The organism is Vreelandella lutescens, from assembly GCF_014640815.1.
Taxonomy (GTDB): domain Bacteria; phylum Pseudomonadota; class Gammaproteobacteria; order Pseudomonadales; family Halomonadaceae; genus Vreelandella; species Vreelandella lutescens.
In genome coordinates this window covers 49645-66394 of record NZ_BMHM01000007.1, presented here as the reverse complement: position 1 = coordinate 66394, position 16750 = coordinate 49645, and the positions used below count along the sequence as shown (strand labels likewise).

15 protein-coding genes are annotated in these 16750 nt (G+C 55.8%); 8 read left to right on the top strand and 7 right to left on the bottom strand.

Features of this window, described 5'->3' with window-relative positions:
- Positions 1-123 precede the first annotated feature (123 nt).
- From IEW65_RS16035 to IEW65_RS16005, 7 genes are all read left to right on the top strand, one after another.
- Positions 124-588 (top strand): SUF system Fe-S cluster assembly regulator, encoded by a 465-nt coding sequence (locus IEW65_RS16035; RefSeq protein WP_188640462.1) that lies wholly within the window; start codon positions 124-126, stop codon positions 586-588.
- Positions 589-658: 70 nt separating this feature from the next.
- On the top strand, positions 659-2101 hold the full coding sequence (gene sufB, locus IEW65_RS16030) for a Fe-S cluster assembly protein SufB (RefSeq protein ID WP_188640461.1): 1443 nt from the start codon (positions 659-661) through the stop codon (positions 2099-2101).
- Between the two features lie 70 nt (positions 2102-2171).
- Positions 2172-2921, top strand: a complete 750-nt coding sequence (gene sufC / locus IEW65_RS16025; protein WP_188640460.1) for a Fe-S cluster assembly ATPase SufC — start codon at positions 2172-2174, stop codon at positions 2919-2921.
- Positions 2918-4258, top strand: coding sequence for a Fe-S cluster assembly protein SufD (gene sufD / locus IEW65_RS16020; protein WP_188640459.1), 1341 nt, complete (start codon positions 2918-2920; stop codon positions 4256-4258). The genes sufC and sufD overlap by 4 nt, the downstream gene beginning before the upstream one ends.
- Positions 4259-4272: 14 nt before the next feature.
- A complete protein-coding gene (locus tag IEW65_RS16015; RefSeq protein ID WP_188640458.1) occupies positions 4273-5538 on the top strand; it encodes a cysteine desulfurase in 1266 nt (421 codons plus the stop codon).
- Positions 5539-5546: 8 nt separating this feature from the next.
- Entirely contained in the window at positions 5547-6116 is a 570-nt protein-coding gene (sufT, locus tag IEW65_RS16010; protein WP_188640457.1) for a putative Fe-S cluster assembly protein SufT, read from the top strand.
- Between the two features lie 18 nt (positions 6117-6134).
- Positions 6135-6974 (top strand): SanA/YdcF family protein, encoded by an 840-nt coding sequence (locus IEW65_RS16005; RefSeq protein WP_188640456.1) that lies wholly within the window; start codon positions 6135-6137, stop codon positions 6972-6974.
- Here the strand turns inward: IEW65_RS16005 and IEW65_RS16000 are convergent.
- From IEW65_RS16000 to IEW65_RS15985, 4 genes are all read right to left on the bottom strand, one after another.
- A complete protein-coding gene (locus tag IEW65_RS16000; RefSeq protein ID WP_188640455.1) occupies positions 6971-7417 on the bottom strand; it encodes a hypothetical protein in 447 nt (148 codons plus the stop codon). The two genes, IEW65_RS16005 and IEW65_RS16000, sit on opposite strands and share 4 nt — an antisense overlap.
- Positions 7418-7505: 88 nt before the next feature.
- Positions 7506-8414: a 30S ribosomal protein S6--L-glutamate ligase gene (gene rimK / locus IEW65_RS15995; protein WP_188640454.1), complete on the bottom strand. Its 909-nt coding sequence runs from the start codon at positions 8412-8414 to the stop codon at positions 7506-7508.
- Positions 8415-8454: 40 nt separating this feature from the next.
- Positions 8455-8895: an ATP-dependent zinc protease family protein gene (locus tag IEW65_RS15990; RefSeq protein WP_188640453.1), complete on the bottom strand. Its 441-nt coding sequence runs from the start codon at positions 8893-8895 to the stop codon at positions 8455-8457.
- A gap of 52 nt (positions 8896-8947) precedes the next feature.
- Entirely contained in the window at positions 8948-10000 is a 1053-nt protein-coding gene (locus tag IEW65_RS15985; protein WP_188640452.1) for a DUF3549 family protein, read from the bottom strand.
- A 285-nt stretch (positions 10001-10285) separates the two neighbouring features.
- Here IEW65_RS15985 and IEW65_RS15980 point away from each other — a divergent pair, with 285 nt between their 5' ends.
- On the top strand, positions 10286-10618 hold the full coding sequence (locus IEW65_RS15980; protein ID WP_188640451.1) for a YqcC family protein: 333 nt from the start codon (positions 10286-10288) through the stop codon (positions 10616-10618).
- Positions 10619-10726: 108 nt separating this feature from the next.
- On the opposite strand, the gene IEW65_RS15975 is transcribed toward IEW65_RS15980, so the two are convergent.
- From IEW65_RS15975 to putA, 3 genes are all read right to left on the bottom strand, one after another.
- Complete coding sequence (locus IEW65_RS15975) at positions 10727-11353, bottom strand: OmpW/AlkL family protein (RefSeq protein WP_188640450.1); 627 nt, start codon at positions 11351-11353, stop codon at positions 10727-10729.
- 209 nt (positions 11354-11562) lie between these two features.
- Positions 11563-13062 carry a sodium/proline symporter PutP gene (putP, locus tag IEW65_RS15970; RefSeq protein ID WP_188640449.1) on the bottom strand — a complete coding sequence of 500 codons (1500 nt, stop codon included), beginning with the start codon at positions 13060-13062 and terminating at the stop codon, positions 11563-11565.
- A gap of 345 nt (positions 13063-13407) precedes the next feature.
- Positions 13408-16599, bottom strand: coding sequence for a bifunctional proline dehydrogenase/L-glutamate gamma-semialdehyde dehydrogenase PutA (putA, locus tag IEW65_RS15965; RefSeq protein ID WP_188640448.1), 3192 nt, complete (start codon positions 16597-16599; stop codon positions 13408-13410).
- Positions 16600-16750 lie beyond the last annotated feature (151 nt).

Below are 16750 nucleotides of genomic sequence, written 5' to 3'. Positions count from 1 at the left end.
TCACGCTATTTGATAAGGATTTTGCAGAAGGGCTTCACATCAAATTTATACAGGACTAAAATGGTACCCAATTAACGGGTAAGCCAACGGCTCACCCTCATGTGATGGAAAACGGGAGTGACTATGCTCAAGCTTTCTCGGCTGACAGATTATGCCGCTGTGGTGATGGCGCAAATTGCCCGTCACCACCAGGCGTCGCATACAGCGGCTGATTTAGCGGAGGCGGTTCAATTGCCACATCCCACGGTGAGCAAAACGCTTAAAATGTTGGTGAAGGCGGGGCTTTTGGAATCTCAGCGCGGTGTGCAAGGCGGTTACCGTTTGGCGCGGCCGGCCTCCCAGATAACCGCCGCCGACATTATCAGTGCGATTGAAGGGCCGGTCGCCATGACCGAGTGCAGCCAAGCAGAGGGTGAGTGTGAACTCGCCGCTACCTGTGGGGTGGCCGATAACTGGCAGCGTGTATCGCTGGCCATTCGTACGCTGCTTGAAAGCGTGACGCTTGCTCACTTGGCAGACACCGCGCCCATCAAGCTACCCGTACAGTTACCGATTCAAAGTATTAGCCTGTCAGCGGCATCAGCTTAAGCCGCCAGGCCACATTAATTCTATTGACGGCGAGCTGACCTCGCCACCCAACTGCCCGGAGGGTATCACCATGGCAAGCGAAGAAATGGAACAGTTGGTTCGTCGCGAGTACAAAGATGGCTTTGTAACCGATATTGAAAGCGACACACTGCCACCTGGCCTGGATGAAAACACCATCGCCTTTATCTCGAAAAAGAAAGGCGAGCCGGAGTGGATGCTGGAGTGGCGTCTAGATGCTTACCGTCAGTGGTTAAAGATGGAAGAGCCGTCCTGGGCACACCTCAACTATCCGCCGATCAATTATCAAGAGATCTCCTACTACAGCGCCCCTAAGCGCCCAGAAGATCGCCCGCAAAGCCTGGATGAAGTTGATCCCAAGCTGCTGGAAACCTACGAAAAACTGGGTATTCCGCTGCATGAGCGTGCCGCGCTCGCTGGTGTCGCTGTTGATGCGGTGTTCGACTCCGTGTCGGTTGCCACCACGTTCAAAAAAGAGCTGGCGGAAGCGGGCGTTATCTTCTGCTCCATCTCCGAGGCTATCCGCGATTACCCGGATCTCATTAAGCAGTACCTGGGTACTGTGGTGCCGGTAGCGGATAACTACTTCGCTGCGCTGAATTCTGCCGTGTTCACCGATGGTTCGTTCGTCTTTGTACCGGAAGGCGTCAAGTGCCCGATGGAGCTGTCGACTTACTTCCGCATCAACGCGGCGAACACCGGCCAGTTTGAGCGTACGCTGGTGATCTGTGAAGACCGCGCTCAGGTCTCTTACCTGGAAGGCTGCACCGCGCCCATGCGCGATGAGAACCAGCTGCACGCGGCGGTCGTCGAACTGGTGGCGCTGGATGATGCCTACATCAAATACTCCACCGTGCAGAACTGGTACCCGGGTGACGAAGAGGGTAAGGGAGGTATTTACAACTTTGTGACCAAGCGTGGTGACTGCCGCGGTGAGCGTTCGCGCATCAGCTGGACACAGGTAGAAACCGGTTCGGCGATTACTTGGAAATACCCCTCTTGCATGTTGCGCGGCAAAGACAGCATCGGTGAGTTCTACTCTGTGGCGGTGACGAATGGTCGCCAGCAGGCGGACACCGGCACCAAGATGATCCACATTGGTGAAGGCACGCGCTCCTATATCGTTGCCAAAGGTATTTCAGCGGGTAAGAGCGACCAGTCTTACCGTGGCTTGGTCAAAATTGGGCCGCGTGCCAAGGGCGCCCGTAACTTTACCCAGTGCGATTCGCTGCTGATTGGCGACAAGTGTGGTGCCCACACATTCCCCTATCAGGAAATTGGCAACAGCACCGCGACCATTGAGCACGAAGCCACCACCTCTAAAATCGGTGAAGATCAGCTCTTCTACTGCCAGAGCCGCGGTATCTCAGAAGAAGATGCGGTCAGCATGATTGTGAATGGCTTCTGTAAAGATGTTTTCCAAGAGCTGCCGATGGAGTTCGCGGTGGAAGCGGAAGCACTGCTCAATGTCACTCTAGAAGGCGCGGTGGGCTAACCGCTCCGGCACCCAACTTATTTTTAGGGCGTCGCGCTCGCGACCCGCAAGTATTTAAAAGGCGATCACTATGTTGCAAGTTAACGATTTACACGTCACCGTCGAAGGCAAAGAGATTCTGAAAGGCCTGACGCTCACCATTAATGCCGGTGAAGTGCACGCCATCATGGGCCCCAACGGCGCGGGTAAATCCACTTTGTCAGCGGTTATCGCTGGTAAAGATGGTTACGAAGTGACTCAAGGCAGCATCACGTTTGAAGGCCAGGACGTGCTGGAAATGGAAATCGAAGAGCGGGCCCAGGCGGGCTTGTTGCTGGGCTTCCAGTACCCGGTAGAAATCCCCGGGGTGAAAAACATCTACCTGCTGAAGTCTGCGCTTAACGCTCAGCGCGTTGCGCGTGGTGAGGGCGAAATGCCTGCGCCGGAATTCATGAAGCTTGTTAAAGAAAAGCTCGGCTTTATGAAAATGGACGCCAGCTTCCTGCAGCGCGCAGTGAACGAAGGCTTCTCCGGCGGCGAGAAAAAGCGTAACGAAATTCTTCAGATGCTGGTGCTACAGCCGAAGCTGGCCATGCTGGATGAGATCGACTCCGGCCTTGATATCGATGCCATGAAAGTCGTTGCCGATGGCGTGAACAGCCTGCGTGCTGAAGAGCGTGCCATTCTGCTGGTCACCCACTACCAGCGCCTGCTGGACTACATCGTGCCAGACAAAGTCCACGTTCTGGTCGATGGCCGTATTGTTAAAACCGGCGATGCCGAGCTTGCCAAAGAGCTTGAGGCCAATGGTTACGAAGGCATTGAGGAGTCTGTGGCATGAGCGATACGCAAACGTTTTTGGACACGCTAGCCACGCGTAGCCAACAGCGCGCTGGCGAGCCTACTTGGATTGCTGCCCGCCGCCAGGCGGGGGCCGCTCGTTTTGATGCGATGGGCTTCCCCACTCGCCGCGACGAAGAGTGGAAGTACACCGACGTGCGTGCCATTGCCAAGGGTAATTTTGCCCTGGCAGATAACGCGGAGTTCTCCCAAGCGCAGGCGGCTGCCATTACGCTGCCGCTGGATGCTTATCGTCTGACGTTCGTGGATGGCGTTTTTTCTGCGGCGCTGTCTAATGTAGATGCCCTGCCGGATAGCGTGCAGGTGATGCCACTCTCTAAAGCGCTGACGGATAACCATGAGGCCGTGGGCGGCCCGCTGGGGCGTTTAACCGGCGTCGATTTCTCCACATTCGCCGCGTTAAACACTGCCTTTATGGAAGAGGGCGCTGTGGTACGCATTGCACCGGGTACGGTGGTTGAAAAGCCCATCTTGCTGCAGTTCCTGTCTCGTGCGGGCACGCCGGTGATGAGCCATCCGCGCATTCTGGTTGAAGCCGCTGGGCGTAGCGAAGCTACCCTCATTGAGCACTACGTGGGTGAGGCGGATGCCGCCAACTTTACCAACGTCGTGGCAGAGCTGATGCTCGACCGTGGGGCTATTTTGAACCACTACAAGCTCCAGGAAGCGCCGATTGGCGACCTGCACGTAGCGAGCATTCACGTCGAGCAGAATCGCGACAGCCGCTACACCTCGTACAACCTGAATCTGGGTGGCGCGCTGGTGCGCAACGACCTGATCAGTGACTTGAACGGTCAGGGTGCTGAGACTAACTTCTATGGCCTGTTCTTTGGCCAGGGTCGCCAGCACGTGGATAACCACACTAAGGTGAACCACAACGCGCCGCTGACGTTCTCGAACGAGAACTACAAAGGTATTCTGGATGACCGCGCTCACGGTGTCTTCAACGGCAAAGTGTACGTAAAGCGCGACAGTCAGAAGATTGAAGGCTTCCAGAGCAACCAGAACCTGCTGCTGTCGGATCGCGCGCAAATCGACGCGAAGCCAGAACTTGAAATCTACGCCGACGACGTGAAGTGCTCCCACGGCACCACGACCGGTCAGCTGGACGAAGACGCGATCTATGCGCTGCGTACCCGGGGTATCGACGAAGCCACTGCCCGTGGCCTGTTGACCCTCGCCTTCGCCGGTGAAGTGCTTGAAAAAGTGGCGCTGGATGCCATTGCCGAGCGCGTTGAGCTGGCGGTAGCCGGTAAGCTACCTGAGCGTTTCAATCTCGCCGGACTGGTTGAAGCGGCGGCTGCGCTCAACGATTAATCAAGGAGTCATCGATGCCCCATAGCGTGATTGAGAAGCCTGCCGAGCGCAGCGTTGCGGCGTATGACGTTGAAGCGCTGCGCCGCGACTTTCCGATTTTGAATCGTGAGGTTCACGGCAAGCCGCTGGTGTATTTGGATAATGCCGCCACCAGCCAAACGCCGCAGCAGGTGATTGAGGTGTTTAGCGATTACTACTCGCGCTACAACGCCAATATTCACCGTGGCCTGCATACGCTCGCCGATGAAGCGACGGCTGCCTTTGAAGCCACGCGCCATCGTGTTAAAGCGTTTCTCAATGCCGAAGATGCCCGCCAAATCATCTTCACGCGGGGCACCACTGAAGCGATCAATTTAGTGGCTCAAAGTTGGGGCCGTAGCCAGCTGAGCGCCGGGGACGAAGTGCTGATCTCGATGTTGGAGCACCACTCCAACATCGTTCCCTGGCAACTGCTGGCGGCTGAACGTGGTTTCACGATCAAGGTCATTCCGGTGGATGCGCACGGTGCGCTCGATATGCAGGCGTATCGTGAGCTCTTGAGTGAGCGCACGAAGCTGGTCGCGGTGAATCACGTCTCTAACGCATTGGGCACGATTAATCCCGTGAAAGAGATGGCGGCGCTGGCGCATCAGCACGGCGCGCTCATCTTGGTGGATGGTGCCCAGGCCACGCCGCATCAGCAGGTGGACGTTCAATCCATCGATGCTGATTTCTACGCGTTTTCAGGCCATAAAGTGTACGGCCCGACAGGCGTCGGCGTGCTGTATGGCAAGCAGGCGTTGTTAGAGGCCATGCCGCCTTGGCAGGGTGGCGGTGAGATGATCAAAACCGTCTCCTTTGATGTAGGCACCACCTTTGCGGGTATTCCGCATAAGTTTGAAGCGGGCACCCCGGCCATTGCTGAAGTGATTGCCCTGGGCCGCGCGCTTGAATGGATGGAAGGCGTCGGCGTTGAGGCGATTGGTGCGTGGGAAGCCGTGTTGTTAAAGCATGCGACTCAAGCGGTGAGTGGCATCGAGGGCCTGCGGATACTGGGCACCGCGCCGCATAAAGCGGGCGTGCTCTCCTTCGTTGTTGAAGGCGCTCACTCACAGGATATTGGCCTGCTGATTGACCAGTTGGGTGTGGCAATTCGTACGGGGCACCACTGCGCCCAGCCGCTGCTGCATCACTTTGGCGTTGAGGCAACCTGCCGCGCATCGTTTGCTGCGTACAATACCCTTGATGAAGTAGACACGTTTGTGGCAGCGCTCAACCGCGTGATTGGAATGGTACGCTAAGGACATCTATGGATATCGAGCAAATTGCGAGTCTTGAGCGCGGTCAAAAACTCCCGCTCCAGCGGGATGTAGAGGCCATCGCGATTCCGTTTGGTAAAACGGACACGCTGACGGAAGACAGTATTGTCAGCGTGATGCAAGCCAAGGGTAGCTCGGTCAGTGTCGGTTTTGAGGGGCGTCTATACCTGATTGAAGGGCGTAACCTTGATGCATTGGGGCTTGAATCCTTGCCGCGTCCGACACTGTCAGAAAGTGCCAGCGAAGAAGAGATTGAGCAGTTTGTCTGGGATCAGCTGCGCACCTGCTTTGACCCGGAAATTCCGGTGAATATCGTCGATTTAGGGCTGGTGTACGGCTGCCGGATTGAGCGCTTGATTAGTGGCGAGCGCATGGTCACTATCCGTATGACGCTGACCGCGCCAGGCTGTGGTATGGGCGACGTGATTGCGGCTGACGCGCGCAATAAGATTTTGGGAGCACCGCAAATCAATAAGGTGCATACCGAAATTGTCTTTAGCCCGCCCTGGAGTCGTGACATGATGAGCGACGAAGCCAAGCTTGAGCTCGGCATGTTCTAACCCCTGCTGGGGAGCTGGATGCACAGCCTGTTATTACGTTGGATAAAGCGTTTACTAATGTCGCTAGGAGCTTTGCTGCTGCTGGCGACATTGCTGTTTATAGCCGGTAATTTATGGGTGCTTGCGAGCACCTCGCGCTATATCGACGGTCATTGGGCGCAGTGTCGGCCGACAGATGTGGCGATTGTCTTCGGAACCTCTCACTGGACGCGCAGTGGTCTGCGTAACCCTCACTTTCATGCCCGCATGCGAACGTCTGCCCGGCTCGTTGCCGACCAGCGTGTGCAGCACCTGCTCATCTCAGGCGATAATCGCACGCAAGCTTATAACGAGCCACGTGCCATGTGGCGTGACCTGTATCGTCGAGGGGTGCCTGCAGAGCAGCTGACAATGGATTTTGCCGGTTTCAGCACCTATGACACGATGGTGCGTGCCCGAGATGTGTTTCAGTTGGATGAAGCGCTGTTGGTTACCCAAAGCTGGCATTTGCCTCGAGCAATCTTTATTGGTCGGGCGCTGGGTATGGATGTGACAGGCTGTATCGCGGAAGAGCAGCCTGCGGCAGACGAGTGGCGGCTTAGGATGCGTGAATGGGTCGCGCGCATTGCCACGCTAGGGGATCTCTACCTATGGGGGAGGGAGCCTTACTTTCTGGGCCCCGCTGAGCCTATCAGGCTACATCGTCAAGAGAGTGATCGTAATGCGGGGGATAGTGAGAGCAGCGAAGAAGGCACACTGGAAACGACCGTCAATGTCGACGCTGCTCTGTTGTTGCTGCAGGTAAGGCAGCAAGCTGTTGTAGAAACTGAAGGGGAAGAACGTGAGCGTTTATCCCCTAGCAACAGTGACCAGAATTAACGCCGGGGTTTACGCTTTTGTAAGCTATACAGCTCACGAATCAACTTGCGGCAGCCTTGCATGCACTCGTCCACGACGGGTTCGATGGGGTCGGGCAGTGGATGAGTGAACAGGGTAGAGAGGGCTTGCATTAATACACGCTCTTGTTCCAACAGCTCGTTAATTAAGACCTGACTATCGTTACCAACAAAGCTTTTTAAACGGCTCCAAAGCCATAAAAAGTCATCCCGCTCAACGTCAGCATCCCGAGGCAGCATTTTCAAATGTGCACGGGCAAGCTCCTGCAACTGACGCATCTGCTTCAATCGCTCAGTATAATGCGGTTTCAGTGCATCACGCAGCGAGGGGCGCAGGCGTTCGATATTGTCCTGGAAATAATCAATGCTATCGGCCAGCGCTTCCAGAACGCTGTCCATCGCCACTTGGCGATTGTCGAGAAACATGAGCGTCTACCTCCTTCGGTGACGCAGATTGTGGGGGTGGCAGCGTTGATTTGCCACCCCTAATGCGGATTATTTTTACATTTACCCGTTAGCCTTTAGGCTTGGGGGGGGCTTTGCGCGCAGGGACAGCGTTCTTTTCAATATGCTCAATGATCATGCCTGCGATATCTTTACCCGTGGCGTTCTCAATGCCCTGTAAACCTGGCGATGAGTTGACTTCCATAATCACCGGGCCGTGGTTAGAGCGCAGCAAATCAACGCCCGCTACGCTGAGTCCCATGGCTTTCGCTGCACGAATAGCCGTGGAGCGCTCTTCCGGCGTAATACGGATCACGCTGGCAGTACCGCCACGGTGGAGGTTCGAGCGGAACTCGCCATCGGCAGCCTGACGCTTCATAGAGGCCACGACTTTATCGCCAATCACAAAGCAGCGGATGTCGGCGCCGCGGGCTTCTGTGATGTACTCCTGGACCATGATATTGGCCTTCATGCCCATAAAGGCTTGAATCACAGACTCGGCTGCTTGGTTGGTTTCTGCCAGCACTACGCCAATGCCTTGGGTGCCTTCAAGCAATTTAATGACCAGCGGCGCGCCTTTCACCATGGTGATCAGGTCGGGAATATCATCAGGGGAGTGGGCAAAACCGGTAATCGGCAAGCCTAACCCTTTACGCGACAGCAGCTGCAAAGAGCGCAGTTTGTCCCGGGAGCGAGTGATCGCAACCGAGTCGTTAATGACATAGGTGCCCATCATTTCAAACTGGCGCAGCACCGCACAGCCATAGAAAGTCACCGATGCGCCAATACGTGGAATCACCGCATCAAATGGCTCAATCTCTGCGCCTTTGTAGTGAATAGAGGGGTGGTGTGATGCGATGCTCATGTAGCAGCGCAGCGTATCTACCACGCGGGCGGTATGGCCACGCTGTTCGGCGGCTTCTACCAGTCGGCGCGTCGAGTAGAGGTTACGATTACGAGAAAGTAGCGCAATATGCATGCAGGGCTCCGGGCCAAAAAGGGTCGTCGTTTAAATGTGTTTAAGGCTCGCCGTGCAAAAATGCAGCGCCGGGGGCTACCAGCAAGCGGCGCATAGCCCGCCTGCCAAGCAGCATCGCGTGACGCATATTGCTACGGTCGGTCAAGGTGAGTTCAACCGGAAAATTCAGTTCGCCCAGTAGCATCGGGGTGCGAATGACATAGCGCCACTCGCTGTGCCCGTTCGAGCTGGTGACGCGCCGGCGGTCATGCAAATGCAGGCGATAGCGGTGAGCAGGGCTTTCTGGCCCGCCGCTATGGGTCAGAAAGCTCACCCACAGCTGCCCGTCGGCATCTTCATGGGTTTCAATTTCTTCGGCGTGAAGCGCCGATGTGCGCGCGCCCGTATCGGCTTTGCAGCAAAGGTGAAGCCCTAGCTCAGGTAACGTCACCATTTCACGGCGGCCGATGACAGCTTTGGCCTGATAGGGTAATTCCTTCACAGCGCACTCCTGACGGTATAAGAGAAACAAGACATAGTGATGACGGTTCCCGCTAGCCCTTTGGGTGGGGCTGCATGGACGACAAACGTACTTGAATGGCTGAGCCTGCCGCGGCATCACGCAGGGTCAGCATAACGGGTAGGCGCAGTCGAGGAATCAACGCAATATCCCGCACAACGGCGGCAAAGTGGCTGCGCTCATCCTCTGCCAACCGTTGTAAAAATAGTGGTAAGCGCTCGGCATCTTCCAGTAACGGCCAGCCGCGACCGGCGATGGCAGCCATTAAATCGGGTCCGCAGGCAGCAGGGTCGTTTAGCAAGTTGGTGTACCAGTCGCCAGCCAATGCCGCAGGAGAACTGCCGACTGCTCGCACGCAGGCACACAGTGTCTCTAAATCACCGCGACTAGCAGCCTGCTCGCCTCGTGCCCGCAATGCCTCTACCAGAGCTTCAGAAAGCGCCTGATGTTCAAGACAGTAGCAGAGCGAGTGAAGAACGCTTGTTGGCAGATCGGCAAGACGCATTGCCAGCGCATCGGCTGTCGGTGTGTCTAAACGGACGACATAATCTGCAATGCCCTGCAGCCCAAGCGCTTGCCAGTCGATTTCCTGTTGGCTGCTTAAGTAAGCTTCTACAGGCTCTAGATGCTGGCTGGCGGGCAAACCACTGGAATGGGTAGCTCGAGCATTGAGCATAGCCTGAAAGGTAATATCAGGCGTAAAGGCCAGCGGATTATCCTTCATTAAATGGTCTACGTCTGCTGTTTCTGTGCCGCTGAGCGCATTTGGGTCGGACGCCGCCGCATTGCGCCCTAGCGTTTCAAGCAAACGGTTGATAAAACCATCTCGTTGAGCGGGCGACAGCATGCCCTGCTCATCCAGCGGTAGTGCTAAAAACCAGATAGCAGGCTCTTCCATTGCCCCCAGGCGAAAGACGATGCCCAGGCGTGCTTGGCCTTGCCAAGGTTCTGGCCAGGCCTGTTCAGCGTTTTCAAACGCGCGCAACGTTTCCCTGGAGCAGGCAGTGACTCTGCGCCCCATATGGTAAAGCGACACCTCAGCGCCGCTGCGTGTAAAAAACTCATCAAGGGTGTTAATTGGTTGCATGACATCCTTCCGCATTTCAAGCCTGCACTCTACCTTGCTGCTTTGCCACTGTCAGCCGCAACCGCTGATTAATCCATGCTTTATTGCCTAAGTGGTTAAAAATTGAGCAACTTTGCGTAAGCCACGTGAGACTAGCGGTGGCGACACCTTTCCATAGTTTATCCACAGCCTCTTGCAGGTTTTCTGTGAATCGGTGAATAACTTCATTGAGCACGCCTGTGAGTGGCAACTTACCCACAGAGTTGGGATAATGAACGCTCACTATGACCAATCAATAAGGTGTTTATGAGCGTCCATCAACAGCTTCAAACCGCGCTTCTTGAGCTTGAAGCCGCCATGAAGGCCGCCGATCTGTGGCGTACGCCCACCCCGGAAGCGGCTGCTTTTGCCAGCCAGCAGCCTTTTTGTATCGATACGATGTCGTTGCCCCAGTGGGTGCGCTACGTTTTTGTTGCCCGTCTGAATGCGCTCATTGATGCGGACGCTGAGCTGCCCGCCAAATGTGACGTTGCCCCCGCGATGGCGGCGTATTTGATGCAGGAGAAAGTGCGAGCAAGCGACCAGCTGCTGGTAGTGAGAGCCGTGGAGCGCGTCGACAAGTTGGTTACCGAGAATTAATCAACGCCGTTGAGGTGTGGCCATACAACAATGCCCAGGGCGTGAGCACTGGGCATTGTTGTATGAGCGAGAGTAAGGGCTAAGAATAGTAGGGGTTAAGAGTAGGGGCTAGAAGCGGTAACTCAAGCCTGCCATGACGATCAAAGGGTCAATCGCAACGGTGCCAGCGGCTGCACCATTGATCGTGGCATCGGTATCAATATCTAAATACCAAGCAGCGGCATTAAGTGCCCAGCGGTCATCAATCAGTAAATCAACGCCCACCTGGGCGGCGGCACCCCAGGAGTCGTCTAGCTCAAGTTCGCCAATGGCTAAGCTCTCATCAGAAAAACGGGTGTAATTAATACCCGCGCCCACATAGGGTTGTACTTGTGAGGCAGTGCCGCCGAGGGGGTAGTACTGCAGTGTTAAGGTGGGCGGCAGGTGCTTTGTTGAGGCTAAGTTGTCACCGTTGAGCGCTATGTCATGTTCAAAAGGGAGGGCAGCCAGCAGTTCGACACCCACTTTGTCATGGAAGCGGTAGCCCAGGGTGAAAGCGAAGTCGGTTTTATCCTGAACGTCTACCGCGAAGGCACCGCCTGCTAGCGAGCCGTTGTCGCTTTTCGGTGCCACTTTGGCAACGCCCACGCGGGTAAAGAAATCGCCTGCGCCATAAGCAATGGCTTGGCTGCTGGCTGCCAAGGTGGCAGCGGCAAGCCCAGTGGCGAGTAGGGTGGGTAGTGATAAAAGGCGCATAGCGTCGCTCCTGACCGATAACGTGATGGGAAAAGGTTGCAGTGAACAACCATGCATCCAGTGTACCGAGCCAAAGAGTGGGCATTATTGACCTGGGGCAATAGGTGGTAGCCCTGCGATTCAGATGATTAGAAAACACGAGGAAGGCCGCGCATAAAAAAGGGCTCAGCGGTATTTCTCCGCTGAGCCCTTTGCATCACGCCGTTGTATTACGCTTCTTTGCGGTCAATATGCTTATATTCACCCGCGTCGGCGGTCATGCTGCTCACGACCAGAATGGCAATGAAGGAAGCGATGAAGCCAGGGATGATTTCGTAAATGCCTGGTCCACCCATGAAGGAGCCATTCCAGCCCAGGGTGATCCAGATCATCACGGTAACAGCACCGACTACCATACCGGCTAGCGCGCCAGCACCGTTGGTGCGCGGCCACATCAGCGACAAGATGATCAGCGGGCCGAAGGCAGCGCCAAAGCCTGCCCAGGCGTTACTGACCAGTCCCAGCACCTGGGAGTTTTCGTCAGAGGCAATAAAGGCTGCCACAATACCGACCAGCACTACGCATACGCGGCCTACCGCTACACACTGCTGCTCGGTGGCATTTTTGTGCAAAAACAAGCGGTAGAAATCTTCTGTCAGCGATGAGGAAGACACTAGCAGCTGGCTAGAGATGGTGCTCATGATGGCGGCCAGCAAGGCTGCATACAGGAAGCCGGTAATCAACGGATGGAAGAGCAGGTTGGCCAGAATGATAAAGATGGTTTCTGGATCCTGAACGTCAAGGCCATTGCGTACAGCGAAGGCCCGACCTGCTAAGCCTAGAGACACCGCCCCAATGAGTGATACCAGCATCCAGCCCATGCCAATGTTGCGCGCCATGGGTACATCCTTCTGCGAACGGATGGCCATAAAACGCACAATGATATGCGGCTGGCCAAAATAGCCAAGGCCCCATGTGACCGCTGACAGCCAGCCGATAAAGGTCAAGCCCGTTGTCCAGGAGAGCAGGGTGGGGTCAACGCTATTAAGCGTTTCGGAAGCTTGAGAGAAACCGCCGCCGCCTTCACCAAACAGCACGACTGCTGGCATGATGATCAGTGCCAGCATCATGATGCAGCCCTGCACGAAGTCGGTCATGCTCACGGCCAAAAAGCCGCCCACCACGGTGTAGATAAGTACGACACCCAAGGTGATGATAACGCCCATGGCGTAGTTGCTCATATCGCCAAAGTTATAGACGCCGGTGAACGCACTTTCAAACAGCTTGCCGCCCGCGACGAGGCCTGACGCGGTATAGACCGCGAAAAAGATGACGATCACGATCGCTGAGACCGTGCGAAGCGACAGCGCACGAGTCGGGAAGCGGTTAGCCAAAAAGGCCGGAATGGTAATGGCATTGCCGTAGTGAATGGTTTGTTCACGTAGGCGCGGTGCCACTAACAGCCAGTTAAAGAATGCACCTACCAGTAGACCAATACCGATCCAGGCAGATCCTAGGCCAGAGACGAACATCGCCCCCGGTAAGCCGAGCAACAGCCAGCCGCTCATATCCGACGCACCCGCTGAAAGAGCGGCTACTTGTGGGCTGAGGGTACGGCCACCCAGCATGTAGTCTTCGGAAGAAGACGTTGATTTGCGCATGGCATAAACGCCAATGGCGATCATGAGCGCAAAGTAACCAAATAAGCTAATCCAAACACCTGTAGCCATGAAACTTCTCCAGTTTGTTAGTACGGGCTACGCTACGTACAAAAGCGTCTGCGCTTGCTGACTTTTTTGTACAAGGCGAGCTCCGACAGGCTCTGCGCTGGCCGGTCTGCAGCGACCATGCGCAGCCTTGTTGTTGTTAACCCTGAGTCTTTATTCCACCGGCTGTGCGAGCGAAGTATCGCTAGTAAAGCCGTTAGAGAAGTAGTGGGTACGTGTGTGTGCAATGTTCCCTGTGCCCAAGTTGCGGCCTAAACAGGCCGCAAGTGTCAGGGCGATTGCTCTATTATTGTCAACCATGAGACGGTTCCTTTTCAGGAGTTCAGGTTAGTTGTGTTGATGAGCCGTTCACTCATCCCCTAGCGCCAGAAGCGACGCGTTGCCACCCAGAGCGGCGGTGTTGTTAGTAATCGTTTTTTCGGTCACAAACCGCTGCAGGTAGTGCGGCCCACCTGCTTTAGGACCGGTGCCAGATAAGCCTTGTCCACCAAACGGTTGAACGCCAACAACGGCACCGATGATATTACGGTTGATATACACATTGCCTACTCGAATTTTCTGCGCTATTTCAGCGGCAAAGGATTCGTTACGGCTATGCACCCCAAACGTCAGGCCATAACCCCGGCCGTTAATATCGTTGATGACCTTGTCAAGTTCGCGGGCTTTGAAGCGCACAATGTGTAACACCGGGCCAAACTGCTCGCGCGTCAGGGCATCAATGCTGTCGATGGTAAAGGCGACCGGCGGTACGAAGGTACCGTGCTGGGTGTGCTCGGCAGACATCGGCGTTTCGGCTACTAAGCGGTTCTCGCCTTTCAGCTTCTCGATATGCGCCATCAAGCCTTTGCGTGCGTCTTCATCAATGACGGGCCCCACGTCGGTACCCAGATCGCGGGGGTCGCCAATGCGCAGCTCGCTCATGGCTCCCTTGAGAATTTCAATCACGCGGTCGGCAACGTCATCTTGAAGGTAAAGCACCCGCAGCGCAGAGCAGCGCTGGCCAGCACTTTGGAACGCTGACTGAATGACATCAACCACGACCTGCTCGGGTAGGGCCGTGGAGTCCACGATCATCGCGTTCATGCCGCCGGTTTCCGCAATCAGCGTTGGCAGCGGCGCGTTATCGCGAGCGGCGAGGGCACGGTTAATGATTTGCGCTGTGTCGGTACCGCCGGTAAACACGACGCCTGTGATGCGCGGGTCAGAGGTCAGTACGCTACCGACAGTGGGGCCGTCACCCGGCAGCAGCTGCACCACATCACGGGGCATGCCCGCTTCATACAGCAGCTCAATGACGCGGTGAGCGACAATCGAGGTCTGTTCGGCAGGCTTCGCCAGTACCGTGTTACCTGCGACGGCGGCGGCAACAATCTGACCGCAGAAGATGGCTACCGGGAAGTTCCAAGGGCTAATGGCGGCAAAAACACCTTTACCGCCCATCATTAAACGGTTGGATTCACCGGTGGGGCCAGGCAGCTCAATCGGCTCGCCAAACGACTCTTCTGCGCGCATGGCGTAGTAACGGCAGAAGTCGACCGCTTCTTTGATTTCATCGACGCCATCGGTGAGCAGCTTGCCGCCTTCGCGAGAGCAGAGCGTCATCAGCTCCGCCATGTGCTCTTCCATTAAATCGCCTAACCGGCGCAGAATCGCTGCGCGCTCGGCAACCGGCGTGGCGTCCCAGCGGGGGAAGGCTTCCCAGGCAGCGTCGAGGGCTTTAGCTGCTTGCTCTTTGCTGGTCCACTGTACGCTACCAACAGTTTGGCGACGGTCAAAGGGCGAGGTGACACTATGCGTATTGGCGCTGTCATCAGCCACATCGAAGGCCAGCAGCGGTTTGGTGGGGTATTGCTTGTCCATAAACCCGCCCATCTTGTCCATCAGCGGGTAGTAGTGACTGCGGATGTTTAAGTTAACCCCACGGGAGTTACGGCGTTTCGGGCCATAAATGTCTTTAGGCAGCGGAATACGCTTGTTGTAGAACGTTTTTTGCTGGCGCAGAGTATCGATGGGGTGCTGGCACAGTGACTCTACCGGCACGTCTGGGTCGACAATCTGGTGAACGAAGGAGGAGTTAGCGCCGTTTTCCAGCAGGCGACGTACCAAGTAGGGGAGTAGATCCTTGTGGGCACCCACCGGGGCGTAAATACGGCAGTAAGTGCCTTTGGGAGCGCGCTCAAGGGCCGCGTCATAAAGCGCTTCGCCCATACCGTGCAGGCGCTGGAATTCAAACGGGCGGCTGTCGTGGTTCGCCAGTTCCAAAATGGTGGTGACGGTGTGAGCGTTGTGCGTGGCAAACTGCGGGAAGATCCGGCCACGGGTGTCGTCAGACAGCAGGAACTGCGCGCAGGCCAAGTAAGCCACATCGGTACACGCCTTGCGGGTATAGACCGGATAGCCATCGATACCCAGCTGCTGAGACTCTTTGATTTCGCTATCCCAGTACGCACCTTTTACTAGGCGTAGCGGGATTTCATCGCCCTGTTCATCGGCTAAACGATTGAGGTAGTGCAGTACCGGCAGCGCGCGCTTGGAGTACGCCTGAACGACCAAGCCAAAGTGGCCCCAACCCTTGACCGCGTCGCTTTGGTAAATCGCACGGAAGACTTCCAAAGAAAGCTCTAGGCGGTCCACTTCTTCCGCATCGATGGTAACGGCTACATCCAGCTCACGCGCTTTGGTGACCAGTTGAATAACGGTGTCTACCAGCTCCGCTAGCACTTGTTCGCGGCGGCCAAACTCATAGCGGGGGTGCAGGGCAGAGAGCTTGATAGAGACTGACGGCGCGGGGGTTTTGTCGCCCAGCGATTTGCACGCTTTGCCCACTTGCTCAATCGCACGAGCGTAGTCGTCAAAGTAGCGTTTGGCATCGGCGCGGGTGCGTGCGGCTTCGCCTAGCATGTCGTAAGAGTAGGTGTAGCCTTTGTTGAACAGCGGCTTGGAACGTTTCAGGGCTTCGTTGATATCACGGCCAAGCACGAACTGCTTACCCATGATTTTCATTGCTTCCATCATCGCACGGCGAATCACTGGCTCGCCCATACGATTAACCATGCGGTTAATAAAGTGAGCGGGCTGGCCCTCTTTAGGGTGGTCAAGCTTCAGCACGCGGCCGGTCATTAACAGGCCCCAGGTAGAGGCGTTGACCATCCACGATTCACTTTTACCCACGTGTGACTGCCAGTCGGCGGGGCCCAGCTTATCTTCGATTAAAGCATCGGCAGTGGCTTTATCTGGAATGCGCAGCATGGCTTCTGCGAGGCACATCAGCATCAGGCCTTCATGGGTATCCAGGCTGTACTGCTGCAGCAGCTCGTCGATGGTATCAACGGCGGTATCCATATTGCGCACGTCGCGCACCAGGGCTGCCGTGTTGGCCTCAATGCGCGAAAAATCGTCGTGATCAGCGTCCAGCAGTTTGATCAGTTCACTGACGTAAGTGTCTTCATTGACGATATAGTGTTCGCTAACACGCTGCATCAGCGTATCAAGGTCGGTTTGCCAGGTGGCAGAATCACGCATTTGTTTAGCATTGAGCATTGAGGCCCCCGTAAGACAGGTCTGAAACGAGCAACTTGAACGAATAGCTGAGTCAGCTAACGTTAAAAAAGTGATGGCAGGGCAAGTGCCCAGGCTGACGTTTGAATGTAGAGCTAGCCGTCGTTAGGTGTATGTCGTTTCCATGGCAAAA